This is a genomic window from Escherichia sp. TW14182, assembly GCF_000208525.1.
Lineage (GTDB): Bacteria > Pseudomonadota > Gammaproteobacteria > Enterobacterales > Enterobacteriaceae > Escherichia > Escherichia ruysiae.
Genome location: NZ_AEJZ01000074.1, coordinates 1 through 15,909 on the forward strand (window position 1 = coordinate 1; position 15,909 = coordinate 15,909).

Annotated in this window: 30 protein-coding genes; all 30 read left to right on the forward strand. The window is 50.4% G+C overall.

Annotated elements, in window-relative coordinates; genetic code table 11:
• Positions 1-34 precede the first annotated feature (34 nt).
• The 30 genes from EQY_RS0107225 to rplQ all read left to right on the forward strand — a co-directional run bounded on the left by EQY_RS0107225 (position 35) and on the right by rplQ (position 15,817).
• On the forward strand, positions 35-1,504 hold the full coding sequence (locus EQY_RS0107225) for an ExeA family protein (protein ID WP_000107571.1): 1,470 nt from the start codon (positions 35-37) through the stop codon (positions 1,502-1,504).
• Position 1,505: 1 nt separating this feature from the next.
• The gene (locus EQY_RS0107230) at positions 1,506-1,925 is read left to right on the forward strand and encodes a type II secretion system protein GspB, cryptic system variant (protein ID WP_000461436.1); all 420 of its coding nucleotides are present in this window, start codon (positions 1,506-1,508) and stop codon (positions 1,923-1,925) included.
• Between the two features lie 237 nt (positions 1,926-2,162).
• Entirely contained in the window at positions 2,163-2,474 is a 312-nt protein-coding gene (gene rpsJ / locus EQY_RS0107235) for a 30S ribosomal protein S10 (RefSeq protein WP_001181004.1), read from the forward strand.
• Positions 2,475-2,506: 32 nt separating this feature from the next.
• Complete coding sequence (gene rplC, locus EQY_RS0107240; protein WP_000579833.1) at positions 2,507-3,136, forward strand: 50S ribosomal protein L3; 630 nt, start codon at positions 2,507-2,509, stop codon at positions 3,134-3,136.
• A gap of 10 nt (positions 3,137-3,146) precedes the next feature.
• Positions 3,147-3,752, forward strand: a complete 606-nt coding sequence (gene rplD / locus EQY_RS0107245) for a 50S ribosomal protein L4 (RefSeq protein WP_000424395.1) — start codon at positions 3,147-3,149, stop codon at positions 3,750-3,752.
• Positions 3,749-4,051, forward strand: a complete 303-nt coding sequence (gene rplW, locus EQY_RS0107250; protein WP_000617544.1) for a 50S ribosomal protein L23 — start codon at positions 3,749-3,751, stop codon at positions 4,049-4,051. The genes rplD and rplW overlap by 4 nt, the downstream gene beginning before the upstream one ends.
• A 17-nt stretch (positions 4,052-4,068) precedes the next feature.
• On the forward strand, positions 4,069-4,890 hold the full coding sequence (gene rplB / locus EQY_RS0107255; RefSeq protein ID WP_000301864.1) for a 50S ribosomal protein L2: 822 nt from the start codon (positions 4,069-4,071) through the stop codon (positions 4,888-4,890).
• A 16-nt stretch (positions 4,891-4,906) separates the two neighbouring features.
• Positions 4,907-5,185 (forward strand): 30S ribosomal protein S19, encoded by a 279-nt coding sequence (gene rpsS, locus EQY_RS0107260; protein WP_001138117.1) that lies wholly within the window; start codon positions 4,907-4,909, stop codon positions 5,183-5,185.
• A 14-nt stretch (positions 5,186-5,199) separates the two neighbouring features.
• Positions 5,200-5,532, forward strand: coding sequence for a 50S ribosomal protein L22 (rplV, locus tag EQY_RS0107265; protein ID WP_000447529.1), 333 nt, complete (start codon positions 5,200-5,202; stop codon positions 5,530-5,532).
• 17 nt (positions 5,533-5,549) lie between these two features.
• Positions 5,550-6,251 (forward strand): 30S ribosomal protein S3, encoded by a 702-nt coding sequence (rpsC, locus tag EQY_RS0107270; RefSeq protein WP_000529945.1) that lies wholly within the window; start codon positions 5,550-5,552, stop codon positions 6,249-6,251.
• A 12-nt stretch (positions 6,252-6,263) separates the two neighbouring features.
• Positions 6,264-6,674: a 50S ribosomal protein L16 gene (rplP, locus tag EQY_RS0107275; protein ID WP_000941212.1), complete on the forward strand. Its 411-nt coding sequence runs from the start codon at positions 6,264-6,266 to the stop codon at positions 6,672-6,674.
• Entirely contained in the window at positions 6,674-6,865 is a 192-nt protein-coding gene (rpmC, locus tag EQY_RS0107280; protein WP_000644741.1) for a 50S ribosomal protein L29, read from the forward strand. The genes rplP and rpmC overlap by 1 nt, the downstream gene beginning before the upstream one ends.
• Positions 6,865-7,119, forward strand: a complete 255-nt coding sequence (gene rpsQ, locus EQY_RS0107285) for a 30S ribosomal protein S17 (RefSeq protein ID WP_000130100.1) — start codon at positions 6,865-6,867, stop codon at positions 7,117-7,119. The genes rpmC and rpsQ overlap by 1 nt, the downstream gene beginning before the upstream one ends.
• A 164-nt stretch (positions 7,120-7,283) precedes the next feature.
• Complete coding sequence (gene rplN / locus EQY_RS0107290) at positions 7,284-7,655, forward strand: 50S ribosomal protein L14 (protein WP_000613955.1); 372 nt, start codon at positions 7,284-7,286, stop codon at positions 7,653-7,655.
• Positions 7,656-7,665: 10 nt separating this feature from the next.
• On the forward strand, positions 7,666-7,980 hold the full coding sequence (gene rplX, locus EQY_RS0107295) for a 50S ribosomal protein L24 (protein WP_000729185.1): 315 nt from the start codon (positions 7,666-7,668) through the stop codon (positions 7,978-7,980).
• 14 nt (positions 7,981-7,994) lie between these two features.
• Positions 7,995-8,534 (forward strand): 50S ribosomal protein L5, encoded by a 540-nt coding sequence (gene rplE, locus EQY_RS0107300; protein ID WP_001096200.1) that lies wholly within the window; start codon positions 7,995-7,997, stop codon positions 8,532-8,534.
• A 14-nt stretch (positions 8,535-8,548) separates the two neighbouring features.
• Positions 8,549-8,854 (forward strand): 30S ribosomal protein S14, encoded by a 306-nt coding sequence (rpsN, locus tag EQY_RS0107305; RefSeq protein ID WP_001118930.1) that lies wholly within the window; start codon positions 8,549-8,551, stop codon positions 8,852-8,854.
• Positions 8,855-8,887: 33 nt separating this feature from the next.
• Entirely contained in the window at positions 8,888-9,280 is a 393-nt protein-coding gene (rpsH, locus tag EQY_RS0107310) for a 30S ribosomal protein S8 (RefSeq protein ID WP_000062611.1), read from the forward strand.
• Positions 9,281-9,292: 12 nt separating this feature from the next.
• On the forward strand, positions 9,293-9,826 hold the full coding sequence (rplF, locus tag EQY_RS0107315) for a 50S ribosomal protein L6 (protein ID WP_000091945.1): 534 nt from the start codon (positions 9,293-9,295) through the stop codon (positions 9,824-9,826).
• A gap of 9 nt (positions 9,827-9,835) precedes the next feature.
• A complete protein-coding gene (gene rplR / locus EQY_RS0107320; protein WP_000358960.1) occupies positions 9,836-10,189 on the forward strand; it encodes a 50S ribosomal protein L18 in 354 nt (117 codons plus the stop codon).
• 14 nt (positions 10,190-10,203) lie between these two features.
• A complete protein-coding gene (gene rpsE, locus EQY_RS0107325; protein WP_000940122.1) occupies positions 10,204-10,707 on the forward strand; it encodes a 30S ribosomal protein S5 in 504 nt (167 codons plus the stop codon).
• A 3-nt stretch (positions 10,708-10,710) separates the two neighbouring features.
• Positions 10,711-10,890 (forward strand): 50S ribosomal protein L30, encoded by a 180-nt coding sequence (gene rpmD / locus EQY_RS0107330; protein WP_001140433.1) that lies wholly within the window; start codon positions 10,711-10,713, stop codon positions 10,888-10,890.
• Positions 10,891-10,893: 3 nt separating this feature from the next.
• Positions 10,894-11,328 carry a 50S ribosomal protein L15 gene (gene rplO / locus EQY_RS0107335; RefSeq protein WP_001238917.1) on the forward strand — a complete coding sequence of 145 codons (435 nt, stop codon included), beginning with the start codon at positions 10,894-10,896 and terminating at the stop codon, positions 11,326-11,328.
• Positions 11,329-11,335: 7 nt separating this feature from the next.
• Positions 11,336-12,667, forward strand: coding sequence for a preprotein translocase subunit SecY (secY, locus tag EQY_RS0107340; protein WP_001118861.1), 1,332 nt, complete (start codon positions 11,336-11,338; stop codon positions 12,665-12,667).
• 31 nt (positions 12,668-12,698) lie between these two features.
• A complete protein-coding gene (rpmJ, locus tag EQY_RS0107345; protein ID WP_000868187.1) occupies positions 12,699-12,815 on the forward strand; it encodes a 50S ribosomal protein L36 in 117 nt (38 codons plus the stop codon).
• Positions 12,816-12,961: 146 nt separating this feature from the next.
• Complete coding sequence (gene rpsM / locus EQY_RS0107350; RefSeq protein ID WP_000090775.1) at positions 12,962-13,318, forward strand: 30S ribosomal protein S13; 357 nt, start codon at positions 12,962-12,964, stop codon at positions 13,316-13,318.
• A gap of 16 nt (positions 13,319-13,334) precedes the next feature.
• A complete protein-coding gene (gene rpsK, locus EQY_RS0107355; protein ID WP_001029684.1) occupies positions 13,335-13,724 on the forward strand; it encodes a 30S ribosomal protein S11 in 390 nt (129 codons plus the stop codon).
• A gap of 33 nt (positions 13,725-13,757) precedes the next feature.
• Positions 13,758-14,378: a 30S ribosomal protein S4 gene (gene rpsD / locus EQY_RS0107360; protein ID WP_000135224.1), complete on the forward strand. Its 621-nt coding sequence runs from the start codon at positions 13,758-13,760 to the stop codon at positions 14,376-14,378.
• Positions 14,379-14,403: 25 nt separating this feature from the next.
• Positions 14,404-15,393 (forward strand): DNA-directed RNA polymerase subunit alpha, encoded by a 990-nt coding sequence (locus EQY_RS0107365; RefSeq protein WP_001162094.1) that lies wholly within the window; start codon positions 14,404-14,406, stop codon positions 15,391-15,393.
• Between the two features lie 40 nt (positions 15,394-15,433).
• Positions 15,434-15,817 carry a 50S ribosomal protein L17 gene (gene rplQ / locus EQY_RS0107370; protein WP_001216368.1) on the forward strand — a complete coding sequence of 128 codons (384 nt, stop codon included), beginning with the start codon at positions 15,434-15,436 and terminating at the stop codon, positions 15,815-15,817.
• Positions 15,818-15,909: the final 92 nt, after the last annotated feature.

The window sequence follows — 15,909 nt, forward strand, 5'->3', positions numbered from 1 at the left end:
GCCTTGCAAACGGGATGTGTTCATATAAAGTATTATGTCTACAAGAAGAGAAGTTATCCTTGCCTGGCTTCGTGAGGAGAATCGATCCTGGCGGATATGCTATCTGTCGGGCGAGGCCGGAAGTGGAAAATCCTGGTTAGCGAAGCAATTGCAAAATGATACCCATCGTCGAGTGATTACTTTAAGCCTTGTCGTGTCCTGGCAAGGTAAAGCTGCATGGGTTGTTATTGACGATAACGCAAATAAAGAAGGAAGCCGCGATCTCGCCTGGAGGCGAGATGAGATGGGCGTGGAATTACTGCGGACGTTCCAGCAAGTGGAAAGCCGTAATCCTCTTATTATTGTTGAAAATGCTCATCTGAATCACCGCTGTGTTCTCGATGATATCCAACGCGCGAGGAGCCTTATTCCCGATTGTCAGTTTTTGCTCGTTGGCAGATCAAATCGAAAAGTTGAACGTTACGTTGAAGCCAGAGGCATTGAAATAATTACGTCAGGAGCACTGGCAGAACACGAACTTCGACAAAGTATCCTTGAAGGACACCACATCGACCAGCCCGATGCCCTGTTAACGAGTAAGGTACTGAAGCGGATCGCTGCACTTTGCAGAGGCGATCGCAGAAGGCTGGCGCAGGCAGGCGAAACAATTTGCTTATTACAACAAAGCGAGCAGACCAGCGCATTCACGGCAAAACAATGGCGAACAATTTACCGGGCATTGGGTGATAAGCGGAGCCGGAAAATGTGTTGGGCTGGGGGGATGAGTGGAACCGTAATTGCTCTTGTCGGTGGTTGGCTGATGCTGTCCTCGTTTATATCTCCCTTACCGATTCCTTCGTGGTTGATGCCAGTAGCGCCATCAATAAAAGAAGAGATGACACAGGATATTTTCCGTACAGTGATGCGCGATAGTGATGCGCTAAGCGTGTTATATGGTGTGTGGGGGTACGATGTTCCGGCCGATTCAGCCTGGTGCGACCACGCTATTAGAGCAGGCCTGACTTGTAAAAGTGGTAAGGCGTCACTTCAGGCGTTAATAGATCAGAACCTGCCCTGGATAGCGTCGCTTAATGTCGCAAATAAAAAATTGCCCGTCGTCGTCATTCGGGTCGGCGATGACTCTATAGATGTACTTATAGGGCAGCAGACCTGGACGCTAACGCGTAAATGGTTTGAGACGGTGTGGGCGGGTGATTATCTCCTGCTATTGAAAATGTCTCCGGAAGGTGAAAGCACAATTACGCGCGACAGTAGCGAGGAAGAGATTCTTTGGCTGGAAACAATGTTGAATCGTGCTCTCCATATTTCGACTGAACCCTCGACAGAATGGCGACCGCTGCTGGTAGAAAAAATTAAGCAATTTCAGAAGATTAATCACTTAAAAGCTGACGGCGTTGTTGGCTCTTCAACATTGGTGCATCTCTGGCAGGTGGCAGGGGAGAGCGCGTATCTATATCGGGATGAAGCCAATATTTCCCCGGACGAAACAGGGAAGGGAAAATAAGATGTTTGAATTCTATTTTGCCGCACATCAGCAGCGAGAAAGTGGTCAGCGAGTAACTGTCCAGCTACAACAACATGGCAAAACGAAGTATGCCATTTGGGCGCTGGTGACAAGCCTTTGGTTCGCAGGAATGGTGTTGGCTGGGGGGTATGCCCAGCAGTTATGGGCGATATGGATAGTTAAAACGGAAAATTCAGTAGAAGAAGCACCACCTTATAAACAATCAACACAACATTATTTCTTCAAAAAACAGCCATTGCCTGTCGTCGTCGAACCTGCCGAGGATGACGCGGACGAAGATGCCACGATAGAAAATGAGGCGTCGTCTTCAGAGGATGAAGGCACAGCTACAGGAGAAAGCGAGGAAAAAGCCGGTTTAAGAGAGCGAGTGAAAAATGCACTCAATGAGTTACAGCAATAATCTGCCCGTTGTTTACTTTACTAGCAATACGCTTGCGTTCGATGGTTAAGTATGTATAATGCGCGGGCTTGTCGTAGTTGACAGCAGGTTCAATCTGAACCTCAGTTAGCCGAATTTGGCTACCTAACAATGCTCCCAATCGGGGAGCTACGTAAGAACGGTTACACTCTCCCATCAATCGTAATGGGTCTGAGGAGTAATCATTTTCGTTTATAAAATAATTGGAGCTCTGGTCTCATGCAGAACCAAAGAATCCGTATCCGCCTGAAAGCGTTTGATCATCGTCTGATCGATCAAGCAACCGCGGAAATCGTCGAGACTGCCAAGCGCACTGGTGCGCAGGTCCGTGGTCCGATCCCGCTGCCGACACGCAAAGAGCGCTTCACTGTTCTGATCTCTCCGCACGTCAACAAAGACGCGCGCGATCAGTACGAAATCCGTACTCACTTGCGTCTGGTTGACATCGTTGAGCCAACCGAGAAAACCGTTGATGCTCTGATGCGTCTGGATCTGGCTGCCGGTGTAGACGTGCAGATCAGCCTGGGTTAATCAGGTCATTGAGCGATTGAGAGGTTGAAACAATGATTGGTTTAGTCGGTAAAAAAGTGGGTATGACCCGTATCTTCACAGAAGACGGCGTTTCTATCCCAGTAACCGTAATCGAAGTTGAAGCAAACCGCGTTACTCAGGTTAAAGACCTGGCTAACGATGGCTACCGTGCTATTCAGGTAACCACCGGTGCTAAAAAAGCTAACCGTGTGACCAAGCCTGAAGCTGGCCACTTCGCTAAAGCTGGCGTAGAAGCTGGCCGTGGTCTGTGGGAATTCCGCCTGGCTGAAGGCGAAGAGTTCACTGTAGGTCAGAGCATTAGCGTTGAACTGTTTGCTGACGTTAAAAAAGTTGACGTAACTGGCACCTCTAAAGGTAAAGGTTTCGCAGGTACCGTTAAGCGCTGGAACTTCCGTACCCAGGACGCTACTCACGGTAACTCCTTGTCTCACCGCGTTCCGGGTTCTATCGGTCAGAACCAGACTCCGGGCAAAGTGTTCAAAGGCAAGAAAATGGCAGGTCAGATGGGTAACGAACGTGTAACCGTTCAGAGCCTTGACGTAGTACGCGTTGACGCTGAGCGCAACCTGCTGCTGGTTAAAGGTGCTGTCCCGGGTGCAACCGGTAGCGACCTGATCGTTAAACCAGCTGTGAAGGCGTAAGGAGATAGCAATGGAATTAGTATTGAAAGACGCGCAGAGCGCGCTGACTGTTTCCGAAACTACCTTCGGTCGTGATTTCAACGAAGCGCTGGTTCACCAGGTTGTTGTTGCTTATGCAGCTGGTGCTCGTCAGGGTACTCGTGCTCAGAAGACTCGTGCTGAAGTAACTGGTTCCGGTAAAAAACCGTGGCGCCAGAAAGGCACCGGCCGTGCGCGTTCTGGTTCTATCAAGAGCCCGATTTGGCGTTCTGGTGGCGTGACCTTCGCTGCTCGTCCGCAGGACCACAGTCAAAAAGTTAACAAGAAGATGTACCGCGGCGCGCTGAAAAGCATCCTGTCCGAACTGGTACGTCAGGATCGTCTGATCGTTGTCGAGAAGTTCTCTGTAGAAGCGCCGAAAACTAAGCTGCTGGCACAGAAACTGAAAGACATGGCTCTGGAAGATGTGCTGATCATCACCGGTGAGCTGGACGAAAACCTGTTCCTGGCTGCGCGCAACCTGCACAAGGTTGACGTACGCGATGCAACTGGTATCGACCCGGTTAGCCTGATCGCCTTCGACAAAGTCGTAATGACTGCTGATGCTGTTAAGCAAGTTGAGGAGATGCTGGCATGATTCGTGAAGAACGTCTGCTGAAGGTGCTGCGTGCACCGCACGTTTCTGAAAAAGCGTCTACTGCGATGGAAAAATCCAACACCATCGTACTCAAAGTTGCTAAAGACGCGACCAAAGCAGAAATCAAAGCTGCTGTGCAGAAACTGTTTGAAGTCGAAGTCGAAGTCGTTAACACCCTGGTAGTTAAAGGGAAAGTTAAACGTCACGGACAGCGTATCGGTCGTCGTAGCGACTGGAAAAAAGCTTACGTCACCCTGAAAGAAGGCCAGAATCTGGACTTCGTTGGCGGCGCTGAGTAAGTCGGAGGAGTAATACAATGGCAGTTGTTAAATGTAAACCGACATCTCCGGGTCGTCGCCACGTTGTTAAAGTGGTTAACCCTGAGCTGCACAAGGGCAAACCTTTTGCTCCGTTGCTGGAAAAAAACAGCAAATCCGGTGGTCGTAACAACAATGGCCGTATCACCACTCGTCATATCGGTGGTGGCCACAAGCAGGCTTACCGTATTGTTGACTTCAAACGCAACAAAGACGGTATCCCGGCAGTTGTTGAACGTCTTGAGTACGATCCGAACCGCTCCGCGAACATCGCGCTGGTTCTGTACAAAGACGGTGAACGCCGTTACATCCTGGCCCCTAAAGGCCTGAAAGCTGGCGACCAGATTCAGTCTGGCGTTGATGCTGCAATCAAACCAGGTAACACCCTGCCGATGCGCAACATCCCGGTTGGTTCTACTGTTCACAACGTAGAAATGAAACCAGGTAAAGGCGGTCAGCTGGCACGTTCCGCTGGTACTTACGTTCAGATCGTTGCTCGTGATGGTGCATATGTCACCCTGCGTCTGCGTTCTGGTGAAATGCGTAAAGTCGAAGCAGACTGCCGTGCAACTCTGGGCGAAGTTGGCAATGCTGAGCATATGCTGCGCGTTCTGGGTAAAGCAGGTGCTGCACGCTGGCGTGGTGTTCGTCCGACCGTTCGCGGTACCGCGATGAACCCGGTAGACCACCCACATGGTGGTGGTGAAGGTCGTAACTTTGGTAAGCACCCGGTAACCCCGTGGGGCGTTCAGACCAAAGGTAAGAAGACCCGCAGCAACAAGCGTACTGATAAATTTATCGTACGTCGCCGTAGCAAATAATTTTAGAGGATAAGCCATGCCACGTTCTCTCAAGAAAGGTCCTTTTATTGACCTGCACTTGCTGAAGAAGGTAGAGAAAGCGGTGGAAAGCGGAGACAAGAAGCCCCTGCGCACTTGGTCCCGTCGTTCAACGATCTTTCCTAACATGATCGGTTTGACCATCGCTGTCCATAATGGTCGTCAGCACGTTCCGGTATTTGTAACCGACGAAATGGTTGGTCACAAACTGGGTGAATTCGCACCGACTCGTACTTATCGCGGCCATGCTGCTGATAAAAAAGCGAAAAAGAAATAAGGTAGGAGGAAGAGATGGAAACTATCGCTAAACATCGCCATGCTCGTTCTTCTGCTCAGAAGGTTCGCCTTGTTGCTGACCTGATTCGCGGTAAGAAAGTGTCGCAGGCTCTGGATATTCTGACCTACACCAACAAGAAAGCGGCTGTACTGGTTAAGAAAGTTCTGGAATCTGCCATTGCTAACGCTGAACACAACGATGGCGCTGACATTGACGATCTGAAAGTTACGAAAATTTTCGTAGACGAAGGCCCGAGCATGAAGCGCATTATGCCGCGTGCAAAAGGTCGTGCAGATCGCATCCTGAAGCGCACCAGCCACATCACTGTGGTTGTGTCCGATCGCTGAGACTCTGGAGACTAGCAATGGGTCAGAAAGTACATCCTAATGGTATTCGCCTGGGTATTGTAAAACCATGGAACTCTACCTGGTTTGCGAACACCAAAGAATTCGCTGACAACCTGGACAGCGATTTTAAAGTACGTCAGTACCTGACTAAGGAACTGGCTAAAGCGTCCGTATCTCGTATCGTTATCGAGCGTCCGGCTAAGAGCATCCGTGTAACCATTCACACTGCTCGCCCGGGTATCGTTATCGGTAAGAAAGGTGAAGACGTAGAAAAACTGCGTAAGGTCGTAGCGGACATCGCTGGCGTTCCTGCACAGATCAACATCGCCGAAGTTCGTAAGCCTGAACTGGACGCAAAACTGGTTGCTGACAGCATCACTTCTCAGCTGGAACGTCGCGTAATGTTCCGTCGTGCTATGAAGCGTGCTGTACAGAACGCAATGCGTCTGGGCGCTAAAGGTATTAAAGTTGAAGTTAGCGGCCGTCTGGGCGGCGCGGAAATCGCACGTACCGAATGGTACCGCGAAGGTCGCGTACCGCTGCACACTCTGCGTGCTGACATCGACTACAACACCTCTGAAGCGCACACCACTTACGGTGTAATCGGCGTTAAAGTGTGGATCTTCAAAGGCGAGATCCTGGGTGGTATGGCTGCTGTTGAACAACCGGAAAAACCGGCTGCTCAGCCTAAAAAGCAGCAGCGTAAAGGCCGTAAATAAGGAGCGTCGCTGATGTTACAACCAAAGCGTACAAAATTCCGTAAAATGCACAAAGGCCGTAACCGCGGTCTGGCGCAGGGTACGGATGTTAGCTTCGGCAGCTTCGGTCTGAAAGCTGTTGGCCGTGGTCGTCTGACTGCCCGTCAGATCGAAGCAGCACGTCGTGCTATGACCCGTGCAGTTAAGCGTCAAGGTAAGATCTGGATCCGTGTGTTCCCGGACAAACCGATCACTGAAAAGCCGCTGGCAGTGCGTATGGGTAAAGGTAAAGGTAACGTGGAGTATTGGGTTGCCTTGATTCAGCCGGGTAAAGTCCTGTATGAAATGGACGGTGTTCCGGAAGAGCTGGCCCGTGAAGCATTCAAGCTGGCAGCAGCGAAACTGCCGATTAAAACCACCTTTGTAACTAAGACGGTGATGTAATGAAAGCAAAAGAGCTGCGTGAGAAGAGCGTTGAAGAGCTGAACACCGAGCTGCTGAACCTGCTGCGTGAGCAGTTCAACCTGCGTATGCAGGCTGCAAGTGGCCAGCTGCAACAGTCTCACCTGTTGAAGCAAGTGCGTCGCGATGTCGCACGCGTTAAGACTTTACTGAACGAGAAGGCGGGTGCGTAATGACCGATAAAATCCGTACTCTGCAAGGTCGCGTTGTTAGCGACAAAATGGAGAAATCCATTGTTGTTGCTATCGAACGTTTTGTGAAACACCCGATCTACGGTAAATTCATCAAGCGTACGACCAAACTGCACGTACATGACGAGAACAACGAATGCGGTATCGGTGACGTGGTTGAAATCCGCGAATGCCGTCCGCTGTCCAAGACTAAATCCTGGACGCTGGTTCGCGTTGTAGAGAAAGCGGTTCTGTAATACAGTACACTCTCTCGATACGAATAAACGGCTCAGAAATGAGCCGTTTATTTTTTCTACCCATATCCTTGAAGCGGTGTTATAATGCCGCGCCCTCGATATGGGGATTTTTAACGACCTGATTTTCGGGTCTCAGTAGTAGTTGACATTAGCGGAGCACTAAAATGATCCAAGAACAGACTATGCTGAACGTCGCCGACAACTCCGGTGCACGTCGCGTAATGTGTATCAAGGTTCTGGGTGGCTCGCACCGTCGCTACGCAGGCGTAGGCGACATCATCAAGATCACCATCAAAGAAGCAATTCCGCGTGGTAAGGTCAAAAAAGGTGATGTGCTGAAGGCGGTAGTGGTGCGCACCAAGAAGGGTGTTCGTCGCCCGGACGGTTCTGTCATTCGCTTCGATGGTAATGCTTGTGTTCTTCTGAACAACAACAGCGAGCAGCCTATCGGTACGCGTATTTTTGGGCCGGTAACTCGTGAGCTTCGTAGTGAGAAGTTCATGAAAATTATCTCTCTGGCACCAGAAGTACTCTAAGGAGCGAATCATGGCAGCGAAAATCCGTCGTGATGACGAAGTTATCGTGTTAACCGGTAAAGATAAAGGTAAACGCGGTAAAGTTAAGAATGTCCTGTCTTCCGGCAAGGTCATTGTTGAAGGTATCAACCTGGTTAAGAAACATCAGAAGCCGGTTCCGGCCCTGAACCAACCGGGTGGCATCGTTGAAAAAGAAGCCGCTATTCAGGTTTCCAACGTAGCAATCTTCAATGCGGCAACCGGCAAGGCTGACCGTGTAGGCTTTAGATTCGAAGACGGTAAAAAAGTCCGTTTCTTCAAGTCTAACAGCGAAACTATCAAGTAATTTGGAGTAGTACGATGGCGAAACTGCATGATTACTACAAAGACGAAGTAGTTAAAAAACTCATGACTGAGTTTAACTACAATTCTGTCATGCAAGTCCCTCGGGTCGAGAAGATCACCCTGAACATGGGTGTTGGTGAAGCGATCGCTGACAAAAAACTGCTGGATAACGCAGCAGCAGACCTGGCAGCAATCTCCGGTCAAAAACCGCTGATCACCAAAGCACGCAAATCTGTTGCAGGCTTCAAAATCCGTCAGGGCTATCCGATCGGCTGTAAAGTAACTCTGCGTGGCGAACGCATGTGGGAGTTCTTTGAGCGCCTGATCACTATTGCTGTACCTCGTATCCGTGACTTCCGTGGCCTGTCCGCTAAGTCTTTCGACGGTCGTGGTAACTACAGCATGGGTGTCCGTGAGCAGATCATCTTCCCAGAAATCGACTACGATAAAGTCGACCGCGTTCGTGGTTTGGATATTACCATTACCACTACTGCGAAATCTGACGAAGAAGGCCGTGCTCTGCTGGCTGCCTTTGACTTCCCGTTCCGCAAGTAAGGTAGGGTTACTAAATGGCTAAGCAATCAATGAAAGCACGCGAAGTAAAACGCGTAGCTTTAGCTGATAAATACTTCGCGAAACGCGCTGAACTGAAAGCGATCATCTCTGATGTGAACGCTTCCGACGAAGATCGTTGGAATGCTGTTCTCAAGCTGCAGACTCTGCCGCGTGATTCCAGCCCGTCTCGTCAGCGTAACCGCTGCCGTCAAACAGGTCGTCCGCATGGTTTCCTGCGGAAGTTCGGGTTGAGCCGTATTAAGGTCCGTGAAGCCGCTATGCGCGGTGAAATCCCGGGTCTGAAAAAGGCTAGCTGGTAATTGTCACCAATTGAATCACGGGAGTAAAGACAGATGAGCATGCAAGATCCGATCGCGGATATGCTGACCCGTATCCGTAACGGTCAGGCCGCGAACAAAGCTGCGGTCACCATGCCTTCCTCCAAGCTGAAAGTGGCAATCGCCAACGTGCTGAAGGAAGAAGGTTTTATTGAAGATTTTAAAGTTGAAGGCGACACCAAGCCTGAACTGGAACTGACTCTTAAGTATTTCCAGGGCAAAGCTGTTGTAGAAAGCATTCAGCGTGTCAGCCGCCCAGGTCTGCGCATCTATAAACGTAAAGATGAGCTGCCGAAAGTTATGGCGGGTCTGGGTATCGCAGTTGTTTCTACCTCTAAAGGTGTTATGACTGATCGTGCAGCGCGCCAGGCTGGTCTTGGTGGCGAAATTATCTGCTACGTAGCCTAATCGGAGGAAAAAATGTCTCGTGTTGCTAAAGCACCGGTCGTTGTTCCTGCCGGCGTTGACGTAAAAATCAACGGTCAGGTTATTACGATCAAAGGTAAAAACGGCGAGCTGACTCGTACTCTCAACGATGCTGTTGAAGTTAAACATGCAGATAATACCCTGACCTTCGGTCCGCGTGATGGTTACGCAGACGGTTGGGCTCAGGCTGGTACCGCGCGTGCCCTGCTGAACTCAATGGTTATCGGTGTTACCGAAGGCTTCACTAAGAAGCTGCAGCTGGTTGGTGTAGGTTACCGTGCAGCGGTTAAAGGCAATGTGATTAACCTGTCTCTGGGTTTCTCTCATCCTGTTGACCATCAGCTGCCTGCGGGTATCACTGCTGAATGTCCGACTCAGACTGAAATCGTGCTGAAAGGCGCTGATAAGCAGGTGATCGGCCAGGTTGCAGCGGATCTGCGCGCCTACCGTCGTCCTGAGCCTTACAAAGGCAAGGGTGTTCGTTACGCCGACGAAGTCGTGCGTACCAAAGAGGCTAAGAAGAAGTAAGGTAACACTATGGATAAGAAATCTGCTCGTATCCGTCGTGCGACCCGCGCACGCCGCAAGCTCCAGGAGCTGGGCGCAACTCGCCTGGTGGTACATCGTACCCCGCGTCACATTTACGCACAGGTAATTGCACCGAACGGTTCTGAAGTTCTGGTAGCTGCTTCTACTGTAGAAAAAGCTATCGCTGAACAACTGAAGTACACCGGTAACAAAGACGCGGCTGCAGCTGTGGGTAAAGCTGTCGCTGAACGCGCTCTGGAAAAAGGCATCAAAGATGTATCCTTTGACCGTTCCGGGTTCCAATATCATGGTCGTGTCCAGGCACTGGCAGATGCTGCCCGTGAAGCTGGCCTTCAGTTCTAAGGTAGAGGTGTAAGATGGCTCACATCGAAAAACAAGCTGGCGAACTGCAGGAAAAGCTGATCGCGGTAAACCGCGTATCTAAAACCGTTAAAGGTGGTCGTATTTTCTCCTTCACAGCTCTGACTGTAGTTGGCGATGGTAACGGTCGCGTTGGTTTTGGTTACGGTAAAGCGCGTGAAGTTCCAGCAGCGATCCAGAAAGCGATGGAAAAAGCCCGTCGCAATATGATTAATGTCGCGCTGAATAACGGCACTCTGCAACACCCTGTTAAAGGTGTTCACACGGGTTCTCGCGTATTCATGCAGCCGGCTTCCGAAGGTACCGGTATCATCGCCGGTGGTGCAATGCGCGCCGTTCTGGAAGTCGCTGGGGTTCATAACGTTCTGGCTAAAGCATATGGTTCCACCAACCCGATCAACGTGGTTCGTGCAACTATTGACGGCCTGGAAAATATGAGTTCTCCAGAAATGGTCGCTGCCAAGCGTGGTAAATCCGTTGAAGAAATTCTGGGGAAATAAACCATGGCAAAGACTATTAAAATTACTCAAACCCGCAGTGCAATCGGTCGTCTGCCGAAACACAAGGCAACGCTGCTTGGCCTGGGTCTGCGTCGTATTGGTCACACCGTAGAGCGCGAGGATACTCCTGCTATTCGCGGTATGATCAACGCGGTTTCCTTCATGGTTAAAGTTGAGGAGTAAGAGATGCGTTTAAATACTCTGTCTCCGGCCGAAGGCTCCAAAAAGGCGGGTAAACGCCTGGGTCGTGGTATCGGTTCTGGCCTCGGTAAAACCGGTGGTCGTGGTCACAAAGGTCAGAAGTCTCGTTCTGGCGGTGGCGTACGTCGCGGTTTCGAAGGTGGTCAGATGCCTCTGTACCGTCGTTTGCCGAAATTCGGCTTCACTTCTCGTAAAGCAGCGATTACAGCCGAAGTTCGTCTGTCTGACCTGGCTAAAGTAGAAGGCGGTGTTGTAGACCTGAACACGCTGAAAGCGGCTAACATTATCGGTATCCAGATCGAGTTCGCGAAAGTGATCCTGGCTGGCGAAGTAACTACTCCGGTAACTGTTCGTGGCCTGCGTGTTACTAAAGGCGCTCGTGCTGCTATCGAAGCTGCTGGCGGTAAAATCGAGGAATAAGTAGCAGATGGCTAAACAACCGGGATTAGATTTTCAAAGTGCCAAAGGTGGCTTAGGCGAGCTGAAACGCAGACTGCTGTTTGTTATCGGTGCGCTGATTGTGTTCCGTATTGGCTCTTTTATTCCGATCCCTGGTATTGATGCCGCTGTACTTGCCAAACTGCTTGAGCAACAGCGAGGCACCATCATTGAAATGTTTAACATGTTCTCTGGTGGTGCTCTCAGCCGTGCTTCTATCTTTGCTCTGGGGATCATGCCGTATATTTCGGCGTCGATCATTATCCAGCTGCTGACGGTGGTTCACCCAACGCTGGCAGAAATTAAGAAAGAAGGGGAGTCTGGTCGTCGTAAGATCAGCCAGTACACCCGTTACGGTACTCTGGTGCTGGCAATATTCCAGTCGATCGGTATTGCTACCGGTCTGCCGAATATGCCTGGTATGCAAGGCCTGGTTATTAACCCGGGCTTTGCATTCTACTTCACCGCTGTTGTAAGTCTGGTCACAGGAACAATGTTCCTGATGTGGTTGGGCGAACAGATCACTGAACGAGGTATCGGCAACGGTATTTCAATCATTATCTTCGCCGGTATTGTTGCGGGACTCCCGCCAGCCATTGCCCATACTATCGAGCAAGCGCGTCAAGGCGACCTGCACTTCCTCGTGTTGCTGTTGGTTGCAGTATTAGTATTTGCAGTGACGTTCTTTGTTGTATTTGTTGAGCGTGGTCAACGCCGCATTGTGGTAAACTACGCAAAACGTCAGCAAGGTCGTCGTGTCTATGCTGCACAGAGCACACATTTACCGCTGAAAGTGAATATGGCGGGGGTAATCCCGGCAATCTTCGCTTCCAGTATTATTCTGTTCCCGGCGACCATCGCGTCATGGTTCGGGGGCGGTACTGGTTGGAACTGGCTGACAACAATTTCGCTGTATTTGCAGCCTGGGCAACCGCTTTATGTGTTACTCTATGCGTCTGCAATCATCTTCTTCTGTTTCTTCTACACGGCGTTGGTTTTCAACCCGCGTGAAACAGCAGATAACCTGAAGAAGTCCGGTGCATTTGTACCAGGAATTCGTCCGGGAGAGCAAACGGCGAAGTATATCGATAAAGTAATGACCCGCCTGACCCTGGTTGGTGCGCTGTACATTACCTTTATCTGCCTGATCCCGGAGTTCATGCGTGATGCAATGAAAGTACCGTTCTACTTCGGTGGGACCTCACTGCTTATCGTTGTTGTCGTGATTATGGACTTTATGGCTCAAGTGCAAACTCTGATGATGTCTAGTCAGTATGAGTCTGCATTGAAGAAGGCGAACCTGAAAGGCTACGGCCGATAATTGGTCGCCCGAGAAGTTACGGAGAGTAAAAATGAAAGTTCGTGCTTCCGTCAAGAAATTATGCCGTAACTGCAAAATCGTTAAGCGTGATGGTGTCATCCGTGTGATTTGCAGTGCCGAGCCGAAGCATAAACAGCGCCAAGGCTGATTTATTCGCATATTTTTCTTGCAAAGTTGGGTTGAGCTGGCTAGATTAGCCAGCCAATCTTTTGTATGTCTGTGCGTTTCCATTTGAGTATCCTGAAAACGGGCTTTTCAGCATGGAACGTACATATTAAATAGTAGGAGTGCATAGTGGCCCGTATAGCAGGCATTAACATTCCTGATCATAAGCATGCCGTAATCGCATTAACTTCGATTTATGGCGTCGGCAAGACCCGTTCCAAAGCCATCCTGGCTGCAGCGGGTATCGCTGAAGATGTTAAGATCAGTGAGCTGTCTGAAGGACAAATCGACACGCTGCGTGACGAAGTTGCCAAATTTGTCGTTGAAGGTGATCTGCGCCGTGAAATCAGCATGAGCATCAAGCGCCTGATGGATCTTGGTTGCTATCGCGGTTTGCGTCATCGTCGTGGTCTCCCGGTTCGCGGTCAGCGTACCAAGACCAACGCACGTACCCGTAAGGGTCCGCGCAAACCGATCAAGAAATAATCGGGGTGATTGAATAATGGCAAAGGCACCAATTCGTGCACGTAAACGTGTAAGAAAACAAGTCTCTGACGGCGTGGCTCATATCCATGCTTCTTTCAACAACACCATCGTGACTATCACTGATCGTCAGGGTAACGCGTTGGGTTGGGCAACTGCCGGTGGTTCCGGTTTCCGTGGTTCTCGCAAATCCACTCCGTTTGCAGCTCAGGTTGCAGCAGAGCGTTGCGCTGACGCCGTGAAAGAATACGGCATCAAGAATCTGGAAGTTATGGTTAAAGGTCCGGGTCCAGGCCGCGAATCTACTATTCGTGCTCTGAACGCCGCAGGTTTCCGCATCACTAACATTACTGATGTGACTCCGATCCCTCATAACGGTTGTCGTCCGCCGAAAAAACGTCGCGTATAACGCTTCGTTTTCCAGGTTTGTTGGAGAAAGAAAATGGCAAGATATTTGGGTCCTAAGCTCAAGCTGAGCCGTCGTGAGGGCACCGACTTATTCCTTAAGTCTGGCGTTCGCGCGATCGATACCAAGTGTAAAATTGAACAAGCTCCTGGCCAGCACGGTGCGCGTAAACCGCGTCTGTCTGACTATGGTGTGCAGTTGCGTGAAAAGCAAAAAGTTCGCCGTATCTATGGTGTGCTGGAGCGTCAGTTCCGTAACTACTATAAAGAAGCAGCACGTCTGAAAGGCAACACCGGTGAAAACCTGTTGGCTCTGCTGGAAGGTCGTCTGGACAACGTTGTATACCGTATGGGCTTCGGTGCCACTCGTGCAGAAGCACGTCAGCTGGTTAGCCATAAAGCAATTATGGTAAACGGTCGTGTTGTTAACATCGCTTCTTATCAGGTTAGTCCGAATGACGTTGTAAGCATTCGTGAGAAAGCGAAGAAGCAGTCTCGCGTGAAAGCCGCTCTGGAGCTGGCTGAGCAGCGTGAAAAGCCAACCTGGCTGGAAGTTGATGCTGGCAAGATGGAAGGTACGTTTAAGCGTAAGCCGGAGCGTTCTGATCTGTCTGCGGACATTAACGAACACCTGATCGTCGAGCTTTACTCCAAGTAAAGCTTAGTACCAAAGAGAGGACACAATGCAGGGTTCTGTGACAGAGTTTCTAAAACCGCGCCTGGTTGATATCGAGCAAGTGAGTTCGACGCACGCCAAGGTGACCCTTGAGCCTTTAGAGCGTGGCTTTGGCCATACTCTGGGTAACGCACTGCGCCGTATTCTGCTCTCATCGATGCCGGGTTGCGCGGTGACCGAGGTTGAGATTGATGGTGTACTACATGAGTACAGCACCAAAGAAGGCGTTCAGGAAGATATCCTGGAAATCCTGCTCAACCTGAAAGGGCTGGCGGTGAGAGTTCAGGGCAAAGATGAAGTTATTCTTACCTTGAATAAATCTGGCATTGGCCCTGTGACTGCAGCCGATATCACCCACGACGGTGATGTCGAAATCGTCAAGCCGCAGCACGTGATCTGCCACCTGACCGATGAGAACGCGTCTATTAGCATGCGTATCAAAGTTCAGCGCGGTCGTGGTTATGTGCCGGCTTCTACCCGAATTCATTCGGAAGAAGATGAGCGCCCAATCGGCCGTCTGCTGGTCGACGCATGCTACAGCCCTGTAGAGCGTATTGCCTACAATGTTGAAGCAGCGCGTGTAGAACAGCGTACCGACCTGGACAAGCTGGTCATCGAAATGGAAACCAACGGCACAATCGATCCTGAAGAGGCGATTCGTCGTGCGGCAACCATTCTGGCTGAACAACTGGAAGCTTTCGTTGACTTACGTGATGTACGTCAGCCGGAAGTGAAAGAAGAGAAACCAGAGTTCGATCCGATCCTGCTGCGCCCTGTTGACGATCTGGAATTGACTGTCCGCTCTGCTAACTGCCTTAAAGCAGAAGCTATCCACTATATCGGTGATCTGGTACAGCGTACCGAGGTTGAGCTCCTTAAAACGCCTAACCTTGGTAAAAAATCTCTTACTGAGATTAAAGACGTGCTGGCTTCCCGTGGACTGTCTCTGGGTATGCGCCTGGAAAACTGGCCACCGGCAAGCATCGCTGACGAGTAACCGGATCACAGGTTAAGGTTTTACTGAGAAGGATAAGGTCATGCGCCATCGTAAGAGTGGTCGTCAACTGAACCGCAACAGCAGCCATCGCCAGGCTATGTTCCGCAATATGGCAGGTTCACTGGTTCGTCATGAAATCATCAAGACGACTCTGCCTAAAGCGAAAGAGCTGCGCCGCGTAGTTGAGCCGCTGATTACTCTTGCCAAGACTGATAGCGTTGCTAATCGTCGTCTGGCATTCGCCCGTACTCGTGATAATGAGATCGTGGCAAAACTGTTTAACGAACTGGGCCCGCGTTTCGCGAGCCGTGCCGGTGGTTACACTCGTATTCTGAAGTGTGGTTTCCGTGCAGGCGACAACGCGCCGATGGCTTACATCGAGCTGGTTGATCGTTCAGAGAAAGCAGAAGCTGCTGCAGAGTAATCTGAAGCAACGTAAAAAAACCCGCCCCGGCGGGTTTTTTTATACCCGCAGTATCCCCACTTATCTACAATAGCTGTACTCTTTTTGTTCAT

Coding starts and splice junctions, on each gene's coding strand:
- rplV (WP_000447529.1), top strand. CDS start 5,200: ATGGAAACTATCGCTAAACATCGCCATGCTCGTTCTTCTGCTCAGAAG.
- rpsC (WP_000529945.1), top strand. CDS start 5,550: ATGGGTCAGAAAGTACATCCTAATGGTATTCGCCTGGGTATTGTAAAA.
- EQY_RS0107230 (WP_000461436.1), top strand. CDS start 1,506: ATGTTTGAATTCTATTTTGCCGCACATCAGCAGCGAGAAAGTGGTCAG.
- rpmD (WP_001140433.1), top strand. CDS start 10,711: ATGGCAAAGACTATTAAAATTACTCAAACCCGCAGTGCAATCGGTCGT.
- rpsK (WP_001029684.1), top strand. CDS start 13,335: ATGGCAAAGGCACCAATTCGTGCACGTAAACGTGTAAGAAAACAAGTC.
- rplE (WP_001096200.1), top strand. CDS start 7,995: ATGGCGAAACTGCATGATTACTACAAAGACGAAGTAGTTAAAAAACTC.
- rplW (WP_000617544.1), top strand. CDS start 3,749: ATGATTCGTGAAGAACGTCTGCTGAAGGTGCTGCGTGCACCGCACGTT.
- rpsN (WP_001118930.1), top strand. CDS start 8,549: ATGGCTAAGCAATCAATGAAAGCACGCGAAGTAAAACGCGTAGCTTTA.
- rplX (WP_000729185.1), top strand. CDS start 7,666: ATGGCAGCGAAAATCCGTCGTGATGACGAAGTTATCGTGTTAACCGGT.
- rpsD (WP_000135224.1), top strand. CDS start 13,758: ATGGCAAGATATTTGGGTCCTAAGCTCAAGCTGAGCCGTCGTGAGGGC.
- secY (WP_001118861.1), top strand. CDS start 11,336: ATGGCTAAACAACCGGGATTAGATTTTCAAAGTGCCAAAGGTGGCTTA.
- rpsQ (WP_000130100.1), top strand. CDS start 6,865: ATGACCGATAAAATCCGTACTCTGCAAGGTCGCGTTGTTAGCGACAAA.
- rplB (WP_000301864.1), top strand. CDS start 4,069: ATGGCAGTTGTTAAATGTAAACCGACATCTCCGGGTCGTCGCCACGTT.
- rplN (WP_000613955.1), top strand. CDS start 7,284: ATGATCCAAGAACAGACTATGCTGAACGTCGCCGACAACTCCGGTGCA.
- rpsH (WP_000062611.1), top strand. CDS start 8,888: ATGAGCATGCAAGATCCGATCGCGGATATGCTGACCCGTATCCGTAAC.
- rplO (WP_001238917.1), top strand. CDS start 10,894: ATGCGTTTAAATACTCTGTCTCCGGCCGAAGGCTCCAAAAAGGCGGGT.
- rpmJ (WP_000868187.1), top strand. CDS start 12,699: ATGAAAGTTCGTGCTTCCGTCAAGAAATTATGCCGTAACTGCAAAATC.
- EQY_RS0107225 (WP_000107571.1), top strand. CDS start 35: ATGTCTACAAGAAGAGAAGTTATCCTTGCCTGGCTTCGTGAGGAGAAT.
- rplC (WP_000579833.1), top strand. CDS start 2,507: ATGATTGGTTTAGTCGGTAAAAAAGTGGGTATGACCCGTATCTTCACA.
- rpsS (WP_001138117.1), top strand. CDS start 4,907: ATGCCACGTTCTCTCAAGAAAGGTCCTTTTATTGACCTGCACTTGCTG.
- rpsE (WP_000940122.1), top strand. CDS start 10,204: ATGGCTCACATCGAAAAACAAGCTGGCGAACTGCAGGAAAAGCTGATC.
- rplR (WP_000358960.1), top strand. CDS start 9,836: ATGGATAAGAAATCTGCTCGTATCCGTCGTGCGACCCGCGCACGCCGC.
- rplD (WP_000424395.1), top strand. CDS start 3,147: ATGGAATTAGTATTGAAAGACGCGCAGAGCGCGCTGACTGTTTCCGAA.
- rplQ (WP_001216368.1), top strand. CDS start 15,434: ATGCGCCATCGTAAGAGTGGTCGTCAACTGAACCGCAACAGCAGCCAT.
- rplF (WP_000091945.1), top strand. CDS start 9,293: ATGTCTCGTGTTGCTAAAGCACCGGTCGTTGTTCCTGCCGGCGTTGAC.
- rplP (WP_000941212.1), top strand. CDS start 6,264: ATGTTACAACCAAAGCGTACAAAATTCCGTAAAATGCACAAAGGCCGT.
- rpmC (WP_000644741.1), top strand. CDS start 6,674: ATGAAAGCAAAAGAGCTGCGTGAGAAGAGCGTTGAAGAGCTGAACACC.
- rpsJ (WP_001181004.1), top strand. CDS start 2,163: ATGCAGAACCAAAGAATCCGTATCCGCCTGAAAGCGTTTGATCATCGT.
- EQY_RS0107365 (WP_001162094.1), top strand. CDS start 14,404: ATGCAGGGTTCTGTGACAGAGTTTCTAAAACCGCGCCTGGTTGATATC.